Source organism: Saccharothrix xinjiangensis (assembly GCF_039527585.1).
GTDB lineage: Bacteria > Actinomycetota > Actinomycetes > Mycobacteriales > Pseudonocardiaceae > Actinosynnema > Actinosynnema xinjiangensis.
The window spans coordinates 1-18,504 of record NZ_BAAAKE010000020.1; the positions used below are offsets into that span (position 1 = coordinate 1).

Genomic DNA, 18,504 nt, shown 5'->3' on the forward strand with positions numbered 1-18,504 from the left:
TCGCCCGCACCGTCGCACCACCCCTGCCACCGGTGGTCCCCCCGTTCTGGGACGCGTAACCCGTCGCCACACCCGCAGGCGGGTTCGACGTGGTCGTAGTCGTGGAGGTCGTCGTCGACGTCGACGTCGTGGTGGAGGTCGAGGTCGAAGTCGACGTGGACGTCGAGGTGCTGGTGGAGGTGGGCCCGCCGCTCACCGGGGTGAACGTCCACTGCTTGGTGGCCACGCTGTCGCAGGAGTTGATCTGCGCCCCGGCGCCGACGGCGGTCGAGCTGTCCTTGATGTTCATGCACTTGGTGCTGTTGGTGTCGACCAGGCGGTAGTTGCTGCCGCTCGCGGTCACCGTCCAGGTCTGGCCGGGACCGCCGGTGCACGCGACCTGCTGGATCGCCTTGCCCGCCGACGTGGACGCGTCCTGCACGCCGGCGCACAGGCCCGTGGCGACCGAGCTGATCCGGTAACCGCCGCTGACCGCCGTGAACGTCCACTGCTGGCTGCTCGCGGTGCCGCACGACGCCTGCTGGAGCTGAACGCCCGCGGTCGTGGTCCCGTTGGGGACGTTGAGGCAGTGTCCGCTGCCCACGTTCTTCACCGTGTACGTGCCCGCGCCGATCGCCGCCGAAGCGGTCGTGATCGGCCAGGCGACGAGCGTGGCGGCCAACGCCGTGACGCCCGCCGCCGCTGCCGCGCCCGCACGCCATCGCGCGCGGTGGGGCCCTGCGGCGCGCGTGGTGGGAGGTTGAACATTCATCGACTACTCCGCTTCTGACTTACCCGGACGCCGGAACTGGCAGTGGCGACTACTCACGCTGGGCGGAACCCGCTGGCGAGAAACCCACCGGCACGCGCCGGCTAATACCACGCGTCCAAGGTGCTTCCTCACATCGTTGTGGGAATAGCTTTCCCGCCGAACTCTAGATGGTCGGCAAGTAGCCGGTCAACAACGGTTTCGGCGACTGCGTCGAACAAGTGTCGAATGCCATCGAATGCCGAGGTCAAGGGCCATCAGAACGACCATCCACCGGCTACTGGATCAATGCGTGCGGTCATACTCGTGAACAGGATCGACGGGCGCTGATCACACTTGTGAACAATTGAGGCACCGGTAGTGGCATTCAGCCCGGCATTGGCCGTCGAGAGCCAGTCCGGACCACGCCCGCGAAACCGGAAGTACGCCCGCAGCGCGTCGGCCGACGACCACACGTCCTGCTCGCCCTCGCCCGCGCGTCCACTCCGCAGGCGCGCAACAAGTCGTGGAACCGGTAACGGTGTGGCGCGTAGTGGTCCACCAGGTGCGCCGCGCACAGCACGTCCAGCAGGTGGTCCGCGGTGTCCTGGCCGCCGTCGCAGAACACGGCGACCACCTCGGCGCAGGAGTCCGCGCCGGGCACGAGGGCCGGCCGCTGGAACAGGATCCGCGCCCTGGTCGGCGGCGCGCGGACAGGCAGCCGGGCTGTGCGATCGGTCGGTGACCCCGCGTCTGGCGGTGCCGACGAATCGTTCGGCATCGGTGTTGGCTCGTGGACACCTGGTGGGATCTTGACGACCTTGATGCCTGCGTCGACGAGACCGTGCCAACCGAGGCGGCGCACTGCCGGGCTCTACTCCGACCGCGGCTACGACCACGACAGGTACCGCCGCCTGGCCCGCGCCCGCGACATCCCCCGGTCATCGCCCGACGCGGCATCGAGCACGGCTCCGGCAGCCGACGAGCCGGGCCTGATCGTCCACGTGCGCACCGACAACAGCAGCCCTTGGGACAGCGCCGACCCCTACCTGGCCGCGCTGGTCCGCGGCCTCGGCGGCCAGACCAGCGCCGCGGTGTTCGACACGACCGGCGACCAGATCGCCCACTTCGTCCACCCAGCCGACTGAACCCACGTGGACGAGGCGCCGGCCGCCTCACCCGCCTCCGTTGCGCGATCGCCCGAAGGAGTTCGCTGCCTACCGGATCACTCCGTTGCGGGCAGGCATTCGGCGAGCAGGTTGATGACGTCGTGCCAGGCGCGCTGCGCATGCTGTGGGTGGTAGCCGACGCCGGGGAGCACGGGGTGGTCGACCGACGGGTGGTGGAAGGCGTGCAAGGCGCCGCCGTAGACCACGAGGCGCCAGTCGACGCCCGCGGCCTGCATCTCGGCGGTGAACGCGTCCCGTTGCGCGGGCGGCATGATCGGGTCTTCCGATCCGACCCCGGCCCACACCGGGCAGCGGATGCGCGCCGCCTCGCCCGGTCGGCCCGTGGTCAGTCCGTTGACTGTCCCGATCGCGCGCAGGTCGACGCCATCGCGCCCGAGTTCCAGCCCGACGGCGCCCCCGGTGCCGTAGCCGACGGCGGCGATCCGGTCGGGGTCGGTCCGCGGTTCGGCGCGCAACACGTCGAGCGCCGCATGGCCGATGCCCCGCATCCGGTCGGGATCGGCCAGCAGCGGCATGCAACGGGCCAGCATCTCCTCGGGGTCGCCCAAATAGCGCCCGCCGTGAAGGTCGAAGGCTAGCGCCACGTATCCCAGCTCGGCGAGCGCATCGGCCCGGCGGCGATCGACGTCGCTGAGCCCCACGCCCTCCGGTCCGAGCAGCACCGCGGGCCGGCGGTCGACACCGGCGGGGAGCGCGAGGTGCCCGATCATCGTCAGACCGTCGGCCGGGTACTCGACTGTGCGCGTTGTAACCGTCGTCATGAGACTGGACCGTAGTGATCATCGAGCCCGATCGGGCCGGTGTTCACCGCCGGCAGAACAGCGCGGGTGTGCCTCTGACATGTGGCGATAGCTCACGAGATCCATCACAAACCCCGTTCCCACGGGGCAGCGACGCCCAGCAACATGCCTGGCTTCCCTTGTCCGCGTGCTTCGGCGGTCGGTGCACACGGTGAACCACAGCGCGCCCCGTGAGGCGACCACGGACATGACGTTGATCCGCAGCCGTTTCCCGGGCACCTTCACGATCGGCATATGCCCTTTCGGCGCCCAAGACCGACCGGGCGGTGCGGCGTCGGAGCGCAGTCCGCACTGGTCGATCCATGCGATCAGGGCATTCTCTGCCTTCGTGCGTGCACCGCTAGCCGGCACCATCACCTCAGATTTCCAACTGCCATGTCCTCCACCGGTCCACATTCCAGCGACCAGTCAGGTATCGCAGAAGCGCCGACCCCGTAGTGGCGCAAGACCGCGGAGCCGACAGCGGGGAAACAGGCGACATGCCGCACGACGACCATGGGACGACCGGGACCACCGGGATGTTGCGCCCGCCCGCGAGGGCGATGATCTCGTTGGGGGGCGCCTGGCTGCCCGCGGTGAAGGGCTGGTCGGTGCCGGAGTCGTAGGGGAAGACCGGTACCGGGTCCCTTGCGGCGCCTGCGACGTCCTGCCGGGTCACCGGAAAACAGCGCAGAGCCGGAACAAGCCCGTCAAGCGGGCTTGTTCCGGCTCTGCGGGCGCACGTGGCCGAGGCGGGCGCCTTCGTGACCCGTACGGCTACAACAGGCCGCGGCGGTAGGCGGCCACGAGCCGGCGGGGCACGACGAGCTTGCGGCCGTCGAGGGTGGTGACCGGGACCAGGTCGGGCACCTCGGCCTTCCACTGCGAGCGGCGGTGGCGCGTGTTGCTGCGCGAGGTCTTGCGCTTGGGGACGGCCATCAGCGGTTCCTCCTGCCGTAGCGGCGGTTGAACTTCTCGACGCGGCCGGCGGTGTCGACCAGCCGCTGGGTGCCGGTCCAGAAGGGATGGGAATCAGAGGTGATGTCGACGGTGATGAGCGGGTAGGTGTTGCCGTCCTCCCACTCGACCGTCTTGGTGGACGTGGCCGTCGACCGGGTCAGGAACGCCTTGCCCGTCGACTGGTCCTGGAAGACCACCGGGTGGTAGTCGGGGTGGATGCCCTGCTTCACAACTCCTCCATCTCGTCGTGCCACTCGGCGAACGGGTCGACGAACTCCAACTCGTCGGCCAGCGCCAGTTCCTCATCGGTCACCAGCGCCCCGCGCAGTGCCGCGGTGATCTCCTCGACCGACGCGGACGCGGTGATGACCACCAGCTCCTGCGACCGGTCGCCGTAGTAGGGGTCCCACGTCGCCGACGCGACCGCCCGGCGTTCGGCGGGAACCCCGGACCAGTCGTCGACGGCCGCGAGCCACGGCCCGAGGTTGCCGACGTTGAGGCCGCCGCCGGCGGATTCGAGCCAGAGCGCGGCGTCCGGCTGACTGGCGACCCACACCCGCCCGCGGGTGCGCACGACGCCGTCGAACAGCACGTCCAGCGCTTCGTGCAGGCGCATCGGGTGGAACGGGCGGCGTTCGACGAAGTGGACCACCGCCACGCCGTGGGCGGGCTCCAAGAGCGGCTGCCCGTGCAGCAGGGCGCCGAAGCCGTCGTCGAAGCGACCCCGGCGGGCGTCGTCCGGGATGGCGGCCAGCAGGGCGGTCACGTCCAGCGCGCGCCGGTCGAGTCGGGGCGCGCGCGGGTTGAGCCGGTCCAGCACGGCGTCCAGCACCGGGTCCGCGCCGGCGCCGGTCAGCACGATCGCGTCGGCGAACTCCGCCTGACCCACGACCACCTGTGCCACCGTCCGCTCATCGCCCTCGGCCGCGTCCAGGCCACGGTCGGCCAGGGTCTCCTCACCGGTGGCGTCGGCCAGCCAGGTGCCGGCGTCGATGACGGTGACCACGGCATCGACGCGGACGTCGACCTCGCGCAGGGCGAAGCACACGGCTTCCGGCTCCAGCGCCGGGTCCAGCTGCACCACCACGCGACCGCCCAGGCGCTCCAGCAGCGGGAGCAGGTCCAGCCGCAGGGTGCACGAGATGCAGCCGTGGGCCGGCTCCAGCACGGTCAGCTCGCCGTCCACCCACCGGCGCACCACGCCTTGCGCGAGGTCGCGCAGGTCGTGGCGCACCAGCACCGACCCCGGCGACGCCCGCCAGACCTCCTCCGCCACGTCGTGGTCAGCGAGACCGGCCACCAGTACGACCTCGGTTTCCATGTGGGCTAGCCTAACGGAAACGATTGTCGTTTTAAACTGGAGGTCACATGTCGTCACGGCACTGCCAGGTCACCGGGCGCAAGCCCGGCTTCGGCAAGCAGGTCTCGCACTCCCACCGCCGCACCTCGCGGCGCTGGCTGCCCAACACCCAGCGCCGCCGCTACTGGCTGCCCTCGGAGAACCGGCACGTCGTGCTCAACCTGTCCACCAAGGGCATCAAGACCGTGGACAAGCGCGGCATCGAGTCCGTGGTCGCCGAGCTGCGCCGCCAGGGGGTGAAGGTCTGATGGCCAAGTCCACCGACGTCCGGCCGATCATCAAGCTCCGCTCCACCGCGGGCACCGGCTACACCTACGTCACCCGCAAGAACCGCCGCAACGACCCCGACCGGCTCGTGCTGCGCAAGTTCGACCCCGTCGTCCGCCGCCACGTCGACTTCAAGGAGGAGCGCTGATGGCCAAGAAGTCGAAGATCGCCAAGGACCGGCAGCGCCGCGAGGTCGTCGCCCGCCACGCCGAGCGGCGCGCGGAGCTCAAGGAGATCATCCGCACCGACCCCGAGCGGCGGGACGAGGCGCTGGCCGCGCTGCGGAAGCTGCCCCGCGACGCCAGCCCCACCCGACTGCGCAACCGCGACACCGTCGACGGCCGGCCACGCGCGGTGTTCCGCGCCTTCGGCCTGTCCCGGATCAGGCTGCGCGAGATGGCCCACCGGGGCGAACTGCCCGGCGTCACCAAATCCAGCTGGTAGGAGGAACCGTGCCCAGACCCGAACGCCCGCCCAAGCGCCGCGTCAACCTCCTGCGCAAGGAGGGGATCACCGAGGTGGACTGGAAGGACACCGCCCTGCTGCGCAAGTTCATCTCCGACCGAGGCAAGATCCGCTCCCGCCGCGTCACCGGCCTGACCCCGCAGCAACAACGCCACGTCGCCACCGCCATCAAGAACGCCCGCGAGATGGCCCTGCTCCCCTACCCGTCCCAGGGCCGCTGACCCCACCGGTGTGCTCCGCCCCCTCAGGCGGAGCGCACCGCCCCGGCCTCGCCGGCCTCCGGCCGGGGCGGCGAGCGCCCGGTCGAGCCGACCAACGGCCGCACCTGCCGCACCCTGCGCGAGGACCCGCCGCGCAGGCTCAACCCCCACGCCCGCCTCGTCGCGCGCCCGCCGGACCCCCTCGACCAACCCGGCACCGGAGACGCGGTAACGAAAGTGATTATCGTAACCAAGTGTCTTCTACGCGAACCCCAGGACCACAACCCCCACCCCCGACCGGCGCGACCGGTCCGTCCACCAGTGATCCGGCGGCAGCCGAGGCGGTCTTCCTCCCCGCCACCCTGTCCCTGCTCACGTCCCTGTCCGCCACGACGGGCGACGTGGTCGCGGACATCGGCCCGGGTGCGGGGTCCGCGACGGTCGCCCTCGCCCGCGCGGTCGGCGAGAACGGCCGGGTCTACGCGGTGGACCACGACCCGGCCATGCTCGACGAGGTACTCCGCTCGGCGCACGAGGCGGGCGTGGCCGACCGCGTCCGCCTCGTCTCGCACGACCTGGAGGACGGCCCGCCGGCGCTGCCCGAACCGGTGGACGCGGTGTGGTCGTCGGCGTGCGTGCACCACACCCGCGACTGGGGCGCGACCGTGACCGGCCTGGCCGGACTGCTGCGCCCCGGTGGCGTCCTGTGCCTGGGCGAGGGCGGCCTGCCCACGCGATGCCTGCCCTGGGACGTGGGCGTGGGACGCCCCGGCCCGGAGGTGCGCCTGGACGAGGCCCACAACCGCTGGTTCGCCGACTGGTTCGGCCAACAACGCCAACCCAAGGGGTGGGTGGACCTGCTGGCCGACGCGGGACTGGTCGGGATCACCAGCCGCAGCGCACTGGTCGACGTGCCGGCGCCGCTACCCGAGCCCGTGCGCGCCGTCGTCCTGGAGGAGTTCGCGGCCCGGGTCGACCGGGCGCGCGCCTACCTGGACGGGGAGGACACCGCGACGTGGGCACGACTGCTCAACCCGGCCGACGCGGCCTGGCTGGGACACCGCACGGACTTGGCGCTGCTGACCGCCCGCACGGCGCACTGGGGAAGGTCCCGACCCGGTCGGCGAGGTCCATCGCGGGTTCCTCCTAACGGATGAGGTCCTCCAGGGCGGTGACGGCGCGTGCGACGCCGTTCTCGGCGCGCACGAGGTCGCCGACCTCCGCGGCCCGGCGGCGGATTTCCGGGTCGTGCGCGGCGGTGGCCGCCGTCGGTGGCCTGCTCGACCACCGGGTCGCCCATGAGCCGGTTGGGACCTTCGTCCAAGGCCGCGAACTCGACGTCGTGCTCGGCGGCCGCTGCGGCGAACGACTCCGGCGCGGCCGGCAGCGCCTCGTGCCCGGCGCCGCGCAGCGCCACCGCCAATGCCGGCATCGGCTGCACGTCCCCGCGGGTGCCGTGGGTGACCAGCAGCGCCCTCACCGCGCTCCCCCGTCCAGCTCGGTGAACGCGGCCAGCCGGCGCTCGTCGGCGAACAGGCCGCCGGTGAGCATCTCCAGTCCCGTGCGGGCCGCCCGCGTGGCGGTCGCGGTCTCGGCCGGGTCGCCGCCCAGCAGCCGTCCGACCTGGTCGCCGAGCACGAGCGGGGCGAGCTGCCACGACACGTAGACCACTGCCCGCGCCCGCGGGTCGGCGGTCGGCCGAACGCCACCGGCCGCCTCCCGCTGGGCCGGCCACTGCCGGGTGCGCTCGACGATCCGGGTGAACAGCGCGGTCGCGTCGTCGGCGCCGTCCAGCAGCGCGCGGGCCGGGTATCGCCGCACGGGGAACGCCGGTTTCGCCCTCTACGCCACCAACCTGACCCCCTTCGCGACCGACCCGTGGATCACCGTGCCGGTCATGCTCGCGCTGATCACCGGCGGTCTCGGGTTCCCGGTGCTGTTCGAGATCGGCCGCCGGCTCCGGGGCAGGCTGCGCCGCTGGTCGCTGCACGCCCGCATCACCCTGCTCACCGACTTCCTGATGTTCATCGGCGGCGGCGGCGCCGGCACCGCGGGCGGGATCAAGGTGACCACCTTCGCGCTGCCGGCGTTCGTCATCGCCGCCGAGATCCGGGGCGAGCCCAGCGTGCACGTGCTGGGCCGCCGCCTGTCCGCCGAGGTCCAGCGGCAAGCCCTCACCGTCGCCCTGCTGGGGGTCGGCGCGGTGGCGACGGCGACCCTGGTCCTGCTGCTGATCACCGGGTTCCCCCTGGACGCGGTGCTGTTCGAGACCGTCTCGGCGTTCGGCACCGTGGGCCTGTCCACCGGCATCACCGCCGCCATCCCGCCCGCCGGGCAACTGCTGCCGGCAGCACCCCGCCCCGCCCGCGTCGTGGTCATCGGCCTGGGCCGCTTCGGCGGCTCCCTGGCCCGGGAACTGGCCGCCCACGGCTCCCAGGTCCTGGCCATCGACTCCCGCCCCGCGCTCGTGCAGCGCTACGCCGACGAACTGACCCACACCGCCGTGGCCGACTCCACCGACGAGACCGCCCTGCGCCGGCTGGGCGTGCCCGACTACCGGCGCGCCGTCGTGGCCATCGGCAGCGACCTGGAAGCCGGCATCCTCACCACCTCCCTGCTGGCCGACTTCGCCGTCCCCCACATCTGGGCCAAGGCCACCAGCCGCCGGCACGGACGCATCCTGGAGCGCGTCGGCGCCCACCACGTCGTGCTGCCCGAGCACGACATGGGCGAGCGCGTCGCCCACCTGGTCACCGGCCGCATGCTGGACTACATCGAGTTCGAGGACGACTACGCGATGGTCAAGACCCTCGCCCCGGCCGAAGCCGTCGGCGTGCCCCTGGGCCGCAGTCGACTGCGCACCCACCACGGCATCACCGTCGTCGCGATCAAGCGCCCCGGCCAGGACTTCACCTACGCCACCGCCGACACCGTCGTGGAGAAGGGCGACATCGTCATCGTCGCCGGCCGCACCACCCAGGTCGAGACCTTCGCCGACCTCACCTGACCCCGGACGTTCCCCCGCCCCCACCGCGACGCCGACCACGGCGACATCCCCGACGTCCATCAACAAAATGTTATTGACTAACTTTTGTTAGTCAATAACACTACGGCTCATGGTCGTGGTGGTGGTGGGCGCTGGTCCCACGGGTTTGGCAACGGCGTGCGCGCTGCGCATCCACGGTGTGGCGGTACGGGTGGTGGACGCCGCGCCCGGACCGGCGACCACCTCCCGCGCGCTGGGGTTGCAGCCGCGCGGCAGCGAGGTGCTGGAACGGCTCGGCGCACTGGGAGACCTGCCGGCCCGGTCGGTCGGCATCCGGCGGGTGGTGGTCCACGTCGGCGGTCGCCGCTCGGGTGAACTGCGGGTCGGGCGGCCCACCCCGCTGGTCCGCCGTCCCGGGCTGCTGGTGTCGCAGGCCGAGGTCGAGGCCGGACTGCGGGCCCGCCTGGCCGAACCGGGGGTGGGGGTCGAGTGGGACACCGCGGTCACCGGGCTCGACCAGGACGACCGCGGGGTGGCGCTGTCCACCACGGCCGGACCGGTGACGGCCGACTGGGTGGTCGGCTGCGACGGCGCGCACAGCGCGGTCCGCAAGGCCGCCGGCGTCGGCTTCCCCGGCGTGCCGCTGGTCGAGGGCTTCGTGCTGGGCGACGTGCGGGCGGACCTGCCGCTGCCCCCGGACGCGGTCGGGGTGTGGGTGCGCGGCGGGGAGGTGTTCTCCGCCTTCCCCCTGCCCGGCGGGGTGTGGCGGTTCATGGCGCCCGCCCCCGGCACCTCGGTGCAGGACGTCCCGGAATTCCTGACCGGCGCGGCACGGCGGCACGCCGGCGTGCACATCCGGGCGTCGGACGAGTGGGTGTGGGCGTCGGTGTTCCGCATCCACCGCCGCCTGGCCGAGACCTACCGGCGCCACCGGGTCCTGTTGGCCGGCGACGCCGCGCACATCCACAGCCCGTTCGGCGGACAGGGCGTGAACACGGGCCTGGGCGACGCCGAGAACCTGGCGTGGCGACTGGCCCTGGTGGCCTCGGGCCGCGCGGGCGACCGACTGCTGGACGGTTACCAGGCCGAACGCCGCCCCGTCGCCGAGGAGGTGCTGGGCGCCACCAGCGGCCTCACCGGGCTCGTGCTGGGCGAATCCGCCGCGAGCAGGCTGGTGCGCGACCACGTGCTGTTCCCCCTGATGAGCCTCCCACCGGCGGAGAGGCTGATCTGGGAACGGGCTTCGCAGCTGCGCACCAGCTACGCCCGCTCGCCGTTCGGCCGACGGCCCAGGGTCGGCGACCGGGTGCCGGAATTCGCGGCCACCGACCGGTTCGCCTGGACCCTCGCCTCACGTCTGGACGACGGCTGCGCCGCGGTCGCCCGCGACGCGCTCGGCGACGTCCGGCACGTGCGCCGCGACGGCGACGCGCTGCTGGTGCGCCCGGACGGCCACCTGGCCTGGCGCGGCCAGCCGGAGCCGGACGCGCTGCGCCGGGCGCCGGCGGTCATGCTTGACCGGTGACGAACCAGGCAGAGCGGGGCGGGTTGCGCGAGCAGCGCAAGGCGCGCACCCGCCGCGCGATCCAGGAACACGCGCTGCGGCTGTTCCTCGACCAGGGCTACGACGCCACGACCGTCGAGGAGATCGCCGCCGCGGCGGGCGTGTCGCACATGACCTTCTTCCGCTACTTCCCCACCAAGGAAGCCGTGGTCGAGGACGACGACTACGACCCGTTCATCGCCGACCTGGTCCGCGCCCGTCCCGCCGGGGAGAACCCCCTGGAGGCACTGCGCGCGGCCCTGCGCACCGGCCTGGACGCGGTGCTCGACACCGACCGCGACGCCGTCTACGCCCGAACCCGGCTGATCGTCACCACCCCCGCCCTGCAAGCGCGGCAGTGGCACAACACCGCCACCACCGGCGACCTGCTCGCCACCGCCCTCGCCGACCGCGAACGACGACCGGTCGACCTGCGGCTGCGCGTCATCGCCGCGGCCGCCACGGCGGCCCTCACCACCGCCCTGACCGCTTGGGTCGAAGGCGACGGCGCCGACGACCTCCGCTCGCTGATCGACCAGGCGTTCGCCGCCCTGGACCCGGAGCCCTAGCCCACGGCATCAGGCCCGGACGCCCCTGACCGGTCGTCGTCCCACCAGGCCCACGACGGGTTCCCGGTGAGAGCCGCGAACAGCTCCATCCGTCCGCCAGCACGCGCAACGGGCGCGGCATGCCGGCCAGCCGGTCGGCGCCCAACCGCACCGCTGGCACCCGGAGGCACGTCACGTCCACGTGGCCCGCGGTCCTCGCCGCCGGCTCGAAGCTGAACATGATTTGGGCCGGCTTCAAGTGGTAGCAGGCCCTGGTCGGGCTGTACCAGCCGGCGCCGTCCAGGTGGCCGAAGCGGATCCTGATGCGGGGCGTGGTGACCACTTTCGGGTGGGACGCCGCCCGCGGCAGCCCGCTGAGCGCGGCCGTCAGCCGGAAGGGCCCCAGGTGGTTGGTCGCCCAGATCAACTCGTGCCCGGCCGACGTGTAGCGCGGCCGGCGCAGCGACTGGTCGAAGTTCGCCGCGTTGTGGATCACCGCGTCGAGGTCCGCGCTCGGCCAACTCCCGGGCCGCGCACAACCCGATACCGGAACCAGCTCCCGTGACCACGACGGCGATCGTCGGTGGAGGCCGTCGTCACGACGGGCGGCCGGCGCCCGGGCCGGTGTTCACGGCTTCTCGGCCAGCACCGTCCTCTCCAACGGCGACACCGGCACGTCGCGGCCGGTGGGGCGCACGTAGCGCACCTGGAACTCCTCCGCCCCCACGTCCTCGACCTTCCGCCAGCCGTACCCGGTCAACAGGGCGCCCACGTCTCGGGGGCGCAGGCCGATCCGCCACAGGCGCTGCCCGGCGACGAACCGCCGGTGCAGGGCGTCGGCGCCGTGCGTGTCGCTGCCGTCGACGAAGTCGTGCCGGCAGGCGATTCCACCCTGGACACCGGGTGCGTTGCGCTCCGAGGCCCTGACCGCCACCCGCGCACCCGCGACCGACCCGCAAGCCTCGCCACCCACCGCGACACCGGCGGCAGCACCGAGACGGCCGACGGATCGTCCACCAGACGCCTCCCGGGCGGGTGGTGCTGCTCCACCGCCGCGATCACCATGGGCCCCACGGCGGTAGCCCGCCGTCCGCGCCAGGCGGCGGAACCGACGACGTCAGCGACGGTCCCGGTGGGAGTGGGCGATCAGCGCCAGGACGATGCCCGCGAGGGCGCACCCCAACGAGGCGAACACCGCCGCACGCGCCCCCTGCGCCACCGCCGTGCCCGCGACCAGGACCACCGCCACCACAGCGAAGATCACTGCCTTGCCGCGCATTCCCACCCCTGTCACCGCGCCGACCGGGTTCAGCCCCAGGGCGCGGTGGCCTGGAGCACCGCCTCCGTCAACGCCACCGACCGCAGGCGGGTGACCTCCTGGTACCCGGGGTCGGCCACCATGCGGCTGAACGCGGCCCGGTCCGGGTAGCGCACGACGACCACCGCGTCCCAGCTCTGCCCGTCCTCGGCGACCAGCACCGTGGAACCGACCCCGGCGTAGAGGACCTCGCCACCATAACGGGGCAGGAACGTCTCGCGCAGGTGACGCGCGTACTCCCGGTAGGACTCGGCACCGCCCTCGGCGAACCGCAACAGGTTCAGCATCACCACCGGACCGCCCGGGTCCTCGGCGAGCAGTCGCTTCAAGTCCGCGCCACGCGGATCAACGGCCATGTGGTCCAGCGTGCCCCCCGCACGACCCGCCCGCATCGGCGCATCCACCGGCCGGCACGGACTTCACGGCCACCCGGTTCTCACGACTTCGGCAGACCGGTGTTCCCCCGACCCGGCGCGACCGGTCCCACCTCCAGGCAGGGCCCGTCGACCCCGGGCAGGCGGGTGGCGGGCGGGCCGGCCGGTTCACCGCCAGGGCGGTGCGGGTAGACGACGGTCGGAGCGCCACGCAGGGAACACGGCGCCGAGTCTGCCACCGGCACGATCCGCCGAACCTGACGATCACCGTGCACCGCCGGGCATTCGCCGACGCGCTGTGGACCGGCGCCGGGTGTGAGGAGGACCTGACCGTCCGGGCACGGCCATCGCGGTCCTGCCGGTGCGCGCGCGTCCTCGCGGGACCGCACGTGCGACGCGGTCTCAGGTCCGCGTGTTGCCGGCTCCGGGTCGGACCGGCCCGACCTCCAGGAACGGGCCGTCGAGCGGCGGTGCGCACGTGGTGGCGCCGTGTTCGACGAACACCGGTTCGGTGTTGTCCGGCGGGTAGACCCGCAGCCCACCCGCTCGGACCTGCTCGCAGGCCGGTGTCTTGCGCGGCGCGCTGGAGAGGAACAGGGCGGCGGACGCGGTCTCGCCGGGCGCCAGGGTCACCACCGGGCCGCCGGTGCCGCGCTCGGCGGGCAGACCGATCTGCTCCTCTCCCTCACCGGTGACGTAGGAGACTCCCGGTGCGCCCTGGAGCGTGCACGGTCGCGAGCCGGTGTTGGTGAACCGCAGGGGCACGTGGAAGCCTTGCATGTCGTTGTGGCCGGAGCCGAGGCTGATGCCCACTCCCGCGGTCAGGCACTGCTCGACGCCCCCGGTGCTGCGCAGCGGATCGGACTTCAGGGCGTTCGCGATCACCGGCGCGCCGGCGGGTTGCTCCGCGGTGCTACAGCCGGCCGGCAGAACTGCGGCCAGGCATGACGCAGCGGCCAGGGCACCCGTTCGGGCGGTCTTGCGGAACATCGGCGGCTCCTGTCCTCGAAGTCGGTTTCACCACGGGACTACCCAGGTCATCGTCCCAGATGTGGCTCGTCCGGCAAGCGCAAGGTTGCCCGGCGGATTCCTGTTGCCCACGCTGACGGGACGCCGACCCGCAGCACGTCCAGGCGAGGCCACCCGTTCAGGCGGTTGCGCAGCCAGGCCGCGACGTCACCCGAGAGCGAGCCGTCGTCGTGCGACACCAGGACGACTTCGTCGTCGGCGTCGTCCACCGCTCACCTCCGGGCGCTTGGAGCAGCGCGGTGGTAAGTGGATGCCGCTGGAACACCCCCAGTCTCCCACCGCTCGCACCGGGTGGACCTGACAACAACCTTGCGATCACGGGATCGCAAGTCCCGTTCCTGACGATCTCCTTGCGGCACAACACCGTCACGCCCGGAACCGGCAACGACCACCTGGCCTCGGCGATGACCGGAACCCCGAACGGAGGAGATCGACGGTGCTCGACATCGACGCCACGGCAGCCTCGGCCATCGGCGAGCCGACCCGCGGCGCCGGCGGTCTGCGGATCGGCTGGGCCGACCGGGACGGGACGCGGAGCATCACGCCGGCGGTGGCCGCCCACCCGGTGACGCGGGACGAGGTGGTCGCCGCGCCGACCGGCGGCCAGGTCTTCGTCGCCCCGGACGCGGCCGGGCACCTGCGCGACAAGCTGCTGGACGTGCGCATGGACGTCGACGGCCGCTTCCGCTTCGCGATCGACGACAGGCACTGACCGAACGGGCCGGTGCGGACGACCTCGCGATCGGTTCGCGTTCCGCGATCGGGACGAGTCGTCACCCGGCGGCCCCCGCACCCCGCGCGCCCGCGGCGACCTGCCCGTCATCACGGCCGCCGAAGTCCTGCGCCGCCACCGCGCCGAGATCCCCGGCACCGCCGTCAATCGGGTGAGCATCGCCACCGCACCAACGCGATCGATCTTTGCCGGCGGGAGCGGCCCGTCCCACCGACCCGGACGAATCGACCCGGATGGCGGCTCGTCACCCGAGTTCGGCGCGTGGCACTGTCGCTTCGTCGACGACGATCGCAGACAGGGGACAGGATGCCTGCCGCTCACTCGCCGCGTCGAGGGCTGACCCGATTCGCCGCGGCCGTGGCAGGCGCGGGACTGCTGGTCGGCGTCACCGCCACACCGGCGGCGGCGGCCGTGGAGTACAGCTCGATCCAAGCCTACGGCTACAGCTGGTGCATCGACGTGCCCAACGGGACGACGGCCACGGTTCAGTTGCGGACGGCCGCGTGCAACGGGTCCCAGACCCAGCGCTGGATCTTCACGGTGGACTCGTCCGGGACCTGGGGAGAGCTGCGCAACAAGGCCACGAACAGGTGCATGGACATCCAGAACGGGTCGAAAGAGGTCGGCGCGGTCGTCCGGCAGCACACCTGCAACGGGAGCGGCGCGCAGAAGTTCTGGTTCCAGAACTTCTTCCTGCGCAACAAGAACAGCAACCTGTGCCCCGCGATGGACAACAACTACGCCCCCACCGGGATCACGCAGTGGGGTTGCGGCGGCTTCTACCTGACGGCGTGGGTGCCCAATCCCTGAGCAGGGCGTCCACGAGGTCTCCGGCGCTACCGGTTCTTCTTGGTTTCAGCAGGTCACGCCGTCGCAGCCGATTTCGATGCGGACCGCAGCCCGGATGCAACCCCTGAGCGGCTGGGTGAGACCCGGTTGATCACGAGTGAAGCCCTTGGTCGATCCTCCTCCTTGCGACAGGCGAAGATCGGGACCAAGGGCTTCAGTTGATCAGTGCGGACGCGTTGTCCGAGCTGACCGGCGCCGTGCTGTGCGTGGACGGTCCGGTTCGTTCGATTGCGGTCGGACCGGGTCCTGGCCGGCGCGGGTGCGCTGCTCGGATTCGCCTGGGCGGCCTCGGACAGGCGGCACAGGGCCGCAGCCGACAGCCGGTGCACGGGACAACGTCGCACGACGACGGTGTCGTCCGGTTCACCTGCGGAGTAAACTGGTCGAGCAGCCCCGGACCCCGGCTCAGCCACTCCCGTCCACGCGGAACAGAGGTGGCCGAGCCGGGGTTCCTGTTGCGCGGCTCGCGCGCGACGGTGCGGAACTCCACGGCCACGACACCCTCCGCGTTATTCTTCGAGCCCCGAGGAGCCGTCGAACCGGCTCCACGTTATTGACTCGAAGCAGTACACGAATAGGTGACTTCCGGCACCTCGAAGATTTTCGAGGGCATACTTCACTTATGAGCCGATTCGGTTCGATCGACTTTGCCCCAGTGGTACTGAATTTTATTCGGACCTGTCGGGGCTCACTTTCTTCAAGATAAGGGGTCAACCCATGGACATTCGTCGTGTCGCAGCCTCGGTCTTCGCCGCCGGCGCCGTTGCCGCGCTGGTGGTGGTGCCGGCCAGTGCGGTCGCACCCGCCGCGGATCAGGTGTCGGCGAACTTCGCGTCGGCAGCCCTGCCTCCTGCCGGTTGCGTCACTGCCATCGCCGCCGCCACCGACAGCGCCAACGCCGCCACCGCGGCTGCCGCCAATGTCGCCGACTCCGCCGCCGCGGCGGCCGCGGCCAAGGCGTTCGCGGAAGGCGTCGCCAGCGGGACCCCCGCCGCGATCAGTGCCGCCGCGGCCAACCTGGGCGAGTTCAGCGCCGCTGCCGCAACCGCCGCGGCGGCCAGCGCCGCCGCCTATGCCACCTCCGCCAGCGCGACCACCGCCGTGCTCAAGGCCTGTGCTCAGGCGTAGGGCGCGGGCGACCGGGACACCCGACCGCAACAGTTTCGGGTGACCTTTGGGGCTCGTCCGCGCCCTGTCGCCGAATGATTCGAAGGACATCGGGGCGTTCGATCGCCCCGATGTCCGCGGCGTTCGCAGCCGCGGTCGCGCAGCCCAGGAGGCGTGCAGGTCCACCTCACCCGGCAACGCGCACTGTGGTGGAGGGTGACAACAGTCGGACCGCGACCATAGCGACCGGGTAGGCGGAACAGTCGAAGCACTCAGCGCATGGTCGGGCAAGAATCGTCTCGCAGCGAATACCGGACCCCTCCCGACAACTTCTCGGCAAGTTCGACTCCACGCTCGTGACCACTGCCGAAAACTGCCGAAAGGAGTTTTCGGCGATTTTTCATGAGAGCGACCCCAGGTGAAGAACGCGGGTGGCGGTGAACCCGCGTACCGGAGTGCAGCGCCTCGCCGGCGGCGGCTGGTCACCCGGTGTGTCTACCCGTGACCGAGTTCTTCGTTGATCACGGCCATGGCCGGGCTGGGGATGCCGGTGCCGCGGGTGCCCGGCTCCCGATCAGGTCCCGGAGCCCTGGAGTGGGAACCAGGCCCAGGTCCGAGCGCAGCAGGTGGCTGAACCGGTCGAACACGCGTATCGCCTCGGACTGGTTGCCCTCGGCCAGGTGGACGCGGATGAGGGCGGCCTGGGCGCTCTCACGCAGCGGGTCGGCCCGGACGAGCACACCCGCGGCAGCTGTGGCGTCACCGAAGCGCCGTGCCTCGACCAGGCCGTCCACTACCGCCTCCAATGCGTGCAACCGCAGTTGACGCCAGTCCTCGGCCTCGGAGACGACCCAGTCGTCGTACCAGTGAGGCAGCAACTCCGACGACAGGACGGCGACCGCCTGCCTGTTCAGGTCCACCGCGGCGTGCGGGCCGGCTTCCAGCAGGCGGTGGGCCAGCGCTTGGGCGTCGCGCAGGTCGACCGAGACACCGGGGGCGAGTTCCAGGCTGGACGGAGTGACCAGCAGCGCGTCCGGGCAGACGCGGTTCGTCCGGGCCAAGGCCGACCGCAGGGCCGCGTAGGCGTGGCCGTCGGTCGACTCCGCCCACAGGGAGCCCGCCACGAGCAAGCGTCCCACCGGCCGGTGGCGCATCGCCACGAACGCCAACAGGCGCTCCGCGCCTCCGGGCACCGGGATGGCGTCGGCTCCGCCGGTGAGCCGGAATCCGTCGAGGAGTGCGACGCGCAATCCCGCTCGGCGGACCTGGGCCAAGCGCGCGTTCCTCGTCACGAGTGAGGTCATGGGTCCGGTGCCGGTGTCGTTGAGGATGATCACAAAGGTGCCCGACCCGTCCCGCACGTGCCGCGCGGGCACGCGCACATCCGCTGCCGGAGCCGTCTGTGACCTGATCCGTCGGCCAATCTGCTGTCAGTCATGTTACGTGCGTGGGCGCGGAGGATGGCGTTGGCTGTCGGAACCCCTCCCAGGACTCGGATCCACCACGCGTGCACACGCGTGACGTACCGTCTCAAACCACACTTTCGGGGCTGCTACCCGGAATTCGGAATCCGGACGGCACCGCGCACGCGGAGCGACCCGGCCCCTTCCGGGGCCGGGTCGTCAACCGGTGTCCTGTGAGCAGCCGTCTCCGCGGTGCCTGGTGCTACGACTCGCAACTGCTGCGGAGGTCGGGGGGAATACCGACCGGGCCGCAGGAGTCGGTGCCGTCGCCGCCGTTCAGGGTGTCCTGGGCGAGGTCGGTGCCGGGGCCACTGAGCCTGTCGTTGCCCGCGGAACCGTTCAGCGTGTCCGTGCCGAGGTCGCCGTTGAGGACGTCGTTGCCGACCCCACCGGTCAGCGTGTCGTTGCCGGCGCCGCCGTGGATCGTGTCGGCGTAGGCGGTGCCGGTGACGGTGTCGTTGCCACCCTTGCCGTAGATGGTCTTGCCCGGATTGGCGCTGGTGCAGTCGATCGTGTCGTTGCCACCGGATCCGACCACGGTGGTGTCCGTCTGCGTCACACCGGGACCGATCGTGCAGGGGACCGCCGCCGAAGCGCTACCCGCAC

26 protein-coding genes and 1 pseudogene are annotated in these 18,504 nt (G+C 71.8%); 13 read left to right on the plus strand and 14 right to left on the minus strand.

Annotated elements, in window-relative coordinates; all coding sequences use genetic code 11:
* Positions 1–661 (minus strand): RICIN domain-containing protein (locus ABD223_RS30020; RefSeq protein ID WP_344039971.1); only part of this gene is annotated, 661 nt, incomplete at its 3' end.
* Between the two features lie 878 nt (positions 662–1,539).
* Here ABD223_RS30020 and ABD223_RS43670 point away from each other — a divergent pair.
* Positions 1,540–1,875: a hypothetical protein gene (locus ABD223_RS43670; protein WP_425564032.1), complete on the plus strand. Its 336-nt coding sequence runs from the start codon at positions 1,540–1,542 to the stop codon at positions 1,873–1,875.
* Positions 1,876–1,952: 77 nt separating this feature from the next.
* Here ABD223_RS43670 and ABD223_RS30035 read toward each other — a convergent pair whose 3' ends face one another.
* The 5 genes from ABD223_RS30035 to mrf all read right to left on the minus strand — a co-directional run bounded on the left by ABD223_RS30035 (position 1,953) and on the right by mrf (position 4,977).
* Positions 1,953–2,678: a dienelactone hydrolase family protein gene (locus ABD223_RS30035; RefSeq protein ID WP_344039973.1), complete on the minus strand. Its 726-nt coding sequence runs from the start codon at positions 2,676–2,678 to the stop codon at positions 1,953–1,955.
* A gap of 18 nt (positions 2,679–2,696) precedes the next feature.
* Positions 2,697–3,113, minus strand: coding sequence for a transposase (locus tag ABD223_RS43675; RefSeq protein WP_380646788.1), 417 nt, complete (start codon positions 3,111–3,113; stop codon positions 2,697–2,699).
* Positions 3,114–3,473: 360 nt separating this feature from the next.
* Positions 3,474–3,635 (minus strand): 50S ribosomal protein L32, encoded by a 162-nt coding sequence (gene rpmF, locus ABD223_RS30045; RefSeq protein WP_344039974.1) that lies wholly within the window; start codon positions 3,633–3,635, stop codon positions 3,474–3,476.
* Positions 3,635–3,886, minus strand: coding sequence for a type B 50S ribosomal protein L31 (locus tag ABD223_RS30050; protein ID WP_344039975.1), 252 nt, complete (start codon positions 3,884–3,886; stop codon positions 3,635–3,637). Before ABD223_RS30050 ends, rpmF begins: the two co-directional genes overlap by 1 nt.
* Complete coding sequence (gene mrf / locus ABD223_RS30055) at positions 3,883–4,977, minus strand: ribosome hibernation factor-recruiting GTPase MRF (RefSeq protein WP_344039976.1); 1,095 nt, start codon at positions 4,975–4,977, stop codon at positions 3,883–3,885. The genes ABD223_RS30050 and mrf overlap by 4 nt, the downstream gene beginning before the upstream one ends.
* Before the next feature lie 47 nt (positions 4,978–5,024).
* Here mrf and rpmB point away from each other — a divergent pair, with 47 nt between their 5' ends.
* From rpmB to ABD223_RS30080, 5 genes are all read left to right on the plus strand, one after another.
* Positions 5,025–5,264 (plus strand): 50S ribosomal protein L28, encoded by a 240-nt coding sequence (rpmB, locus tag ABD223_RS30060; protein WP_344039977.1) that lies wholly within the window; start codon positions 5,025–5,027, stop codon positions 5,262–5,264.
* The gene (gene rpmG, locus ABD223_RS30065; RefSeq protein ID WP_033439124.1) at positions 5,264–5,431 is read left to right on the plus strand and encodes a 50S ribosomal protein L33; all 168 of its coding nucleotides are present in this window, start codon (positions 5,264–5,266) and stop codon (positions 5,429–5,431) included. Before rpmB ends, rpmG begins: the two co-directional genes overlap by 1 nt.
* Positions 5,431–5,727, plus strand: coding sequence for a 30S ribosomal protein S14 (gene rpsN / locus ABD223_RS30070; protein WP_344039978.1), 297 nt, complete (start codon positions 5,431–5,433; stop codon positions 5,725–5,727). The genes rpmG and rpsN overlap by 1 nt, the downstream gene beginning before the upstream one ends.
* A gap of 8 nt (positions 5,728–5,735) precedes the next feature.
* Positions 5,736–5,969, plus strand: a complete 234-nt coding sequence (gene rpsR, locus ABD223_RS30075) for a 30S ribosomal protein S18 (RefSeq protein WP_344039979.1) — start codon at positions 5,736–5,738, stop codon at positions 5,967–5,969.
* A 233-nt stretch (positions 5,970–6,202) separates the two neighbouring features.
* Positions 6,203–7,105 carry a class I SAM-dependent methyltransferase gene (locus ABD223_RS30080; protein WP_344039980.1) on the plus strand — a complete coding sequence of 301 codons (903 nt, stop codon included), beginning with the start codon at positions 6,203–6,205 and terminating at the stop codon, positions 7,103–7,105.
* A 319-nt stretch (positions 7,106–7,424) separates the two neighbouring features.
* Here ABD223_RS30080 and ABD223_RS30085 read toward each other — a convergent pair whose 3' ends face one another.
* Positions 7,425–7,769 carry a hypothetical protein gene (locus tag ABD223_RS30085; protein WP_344039981.1) on the minus strand — a complete coding sequence of 115 codons (345 nt, stop codon included), beginning with the start codon at positions 7,767–7,769 and terminating at the stop codon, positions 7,425–7,427.
* A 76-nt stretch (positions 7,770–7,845) separates the two neighbouring features.
* Here ABD223_RS30085 and ABD223_RS30090 point away from each other — a divergent pair.
* The 4 genes and pseudogenes from ABD223_RS30090 to ABD223_RS30105 all read left to right on the plus strand — a co-directional run.
* Positions 7,846–8,259 (plus strand): annotated as a pseudogene (locus ABD223_RS30090) (potassium transporter TrkG); the annotation flags it as partial.
* A 60-nt stretch (positions 8,260–8,319) separates the two neighbouring features.
* On the plus strand, positions 8,320–8,955 hold the full coding sequence (locus tag ABD223_RS30095) for a potassium channel family protein (RefSeq protein ID WP_344040110.1): 636 nt from the start codon (positions 8,320–8,322) through the stop codon (positions 8,953–8,955).
* Positions 8,956–9,064: 109 nt separating this feature from the next.
* On the plus strand, positions 9,065–10,459 hold the full coding sequence (locus ABD223_RS30100; RefSeq protein WP_344039982.1) for an FAD-dependent monooxygenase: 1,395 nt from the start codon (positions 9,065–9,067) through the stop codon (positions 10,457–10,459).
* Positions 10,456–11,046 carry an acyl-CoA-like ligand-binding transcription factor gene (locus tag ABD223_RS30105; RefSeq protein WP_344039983.1) on the plus strand — a complete coding sequence of 197 codons (591 nt, stop codon included), beginning with the start codon at positions 10,456–10,458 and terminating at the stop codon, positions 11,044–11,046. The genes ABD223_RS30100 and ABD223_RS30105 overlap by 4 nt, the downstream gene beginning before the upstream one ends.
* A gap of 607 nt (positions 11,047–11,653) precedes the next feature.
* On the opposite strand, the gene ABD223_RS30110 is transcribed toward ABD223_RS30105, so the two are convergent.
* From ABD223_RS30110 to ABD223_RS30130, 5 genes are all read right to left on the minus strand, one after another.
* Entirely contained in the window at positions 11,654–11,959 is a 306-nt protein-coding gene (locus ABD223_RS30110; protein ID WP_344039984.1) for a hypothetical protein, read from the minus strand.
* Between the two features lie 183 nt (positions 11,960–12,142).
* A complete protein-coding gene (locus ABD223_RS30115; protein WP_344039985.1) occupies positions 12,143–12,304 on the minus strand; it encodes a hypothetical protein in 162 nt (53 codons plus the stop codon).
* 29 nt (positions 12,305–12,333) lie between these two features.
* Positions 12,334–12,699, minus strand: a complete 366-nt coding sequence (locus tag ABD223_RS30120; protein WP_344039986.1) for a DUF1330 domain-containing protein — start codon at positions 12,697–12,699, stop codon at positions 12,334–12,336.
* Positions 12,700–13,119: 420 nt separating this feature from the next.
* Positions 13,120–13,602, minus strand: a complete 483-nt coding sequence (locus ABD223_RS30125) for a DUF4232 domain-containing protein (RefSeq protein ID WP_344039987.1) — start codon at positions 13,600–13,602, stop codon at positions 13,120–13,122.
* A 152-nt stretch (positions 13,603–13,754) separates the two neighbouring features.
* A complete protein-coding gene (locus tag ABD223_RS30130) occupies positions 13,755–13,955 on the minus strand; it encodes a hypothetical protein (protein WP_344039988.1) in 201 nt (66 codons plus the stop codon).
* Between the two features lie 227 nt (positions 13,956–14,182).
* Here ABD223_RS30130 and ABD223_RS30135 point away from each other — a divergent pair, with 227 nt between their 5' ends.
* The 3 genes from ABD223_RS30135 (at position 14,183) to ABD223_RS30145 (ending at position 16,456) form a co-directional block, all read left to right on the plus strand.
* Positions 14,183–14,458, plus strand: coding sequence for a hypothetical protein (locus tag ABD223_RS30135; RefSeq protein WP_344039989.1), 276 nt, complete (start codon positions 14,183–14,185; stop codon positions 14,456–14,458).
* A 378-nt stretch (positions 14,459–14,836) separates the two neighbouring features.
* Positions 14,837–15,289, plus strand: coding sequence for an RICIN domain-containing protein (locus tag ABD223_RS30140; protein ID WP_344039990.1), 453 nt, complete (start codon positions 14,837–14,839; stop codon positions 15,287–15,289).
* 756 nt (positions 15,290–16,045) lie between these two features.
* Positions 16,046–16,456 (plus strand): hypothetical protein, encoded by a 411-nt coding sequence (locus tag ABD223_RS30145; RefSeq protein WP_344039991.1) that lies wholly within the window; start codon positions 16,046–16,048, stop codon positions 16,454–16,456.
* 500 nt (positions 16,457–16,956) lie between these two features.
* Here ABD223_RS30145 and ABD223_RS30150 read toward each other — a convergent pair whose 3' ends face one another.
* Both ABD223_RS30150 and ABD223_RS30155 read right to left on the minus strand, forming a co-directional pair.
* Positions 16,957–17,727, minus strand: a complete 771-nt coding sequence (locus tag ABD223_RS30150; protein ID WP_344039992.1) for an AfsR/SARP family transcriptional regulator — start codon at positions 17,725–17,727, stop codon at positions 16,957–16,959.
* Positions 17,728–18,100: 373 nt separating this feature from the next.
* Positions 18,101–18,457 carry a calcium-binding protein gene (locus tag ABD223_RS30155; protein ID WP_344039993.1) on the minus strand — a complete coding sequence of 119 codons (357 nt, stop codon included), beginning with the start codon at positions 18,455–18,457 and terminating at the stop codon, positions 18,101–18,103.
* Positions 18,458–18,504 lie beyond the last annotated feature (47 nt).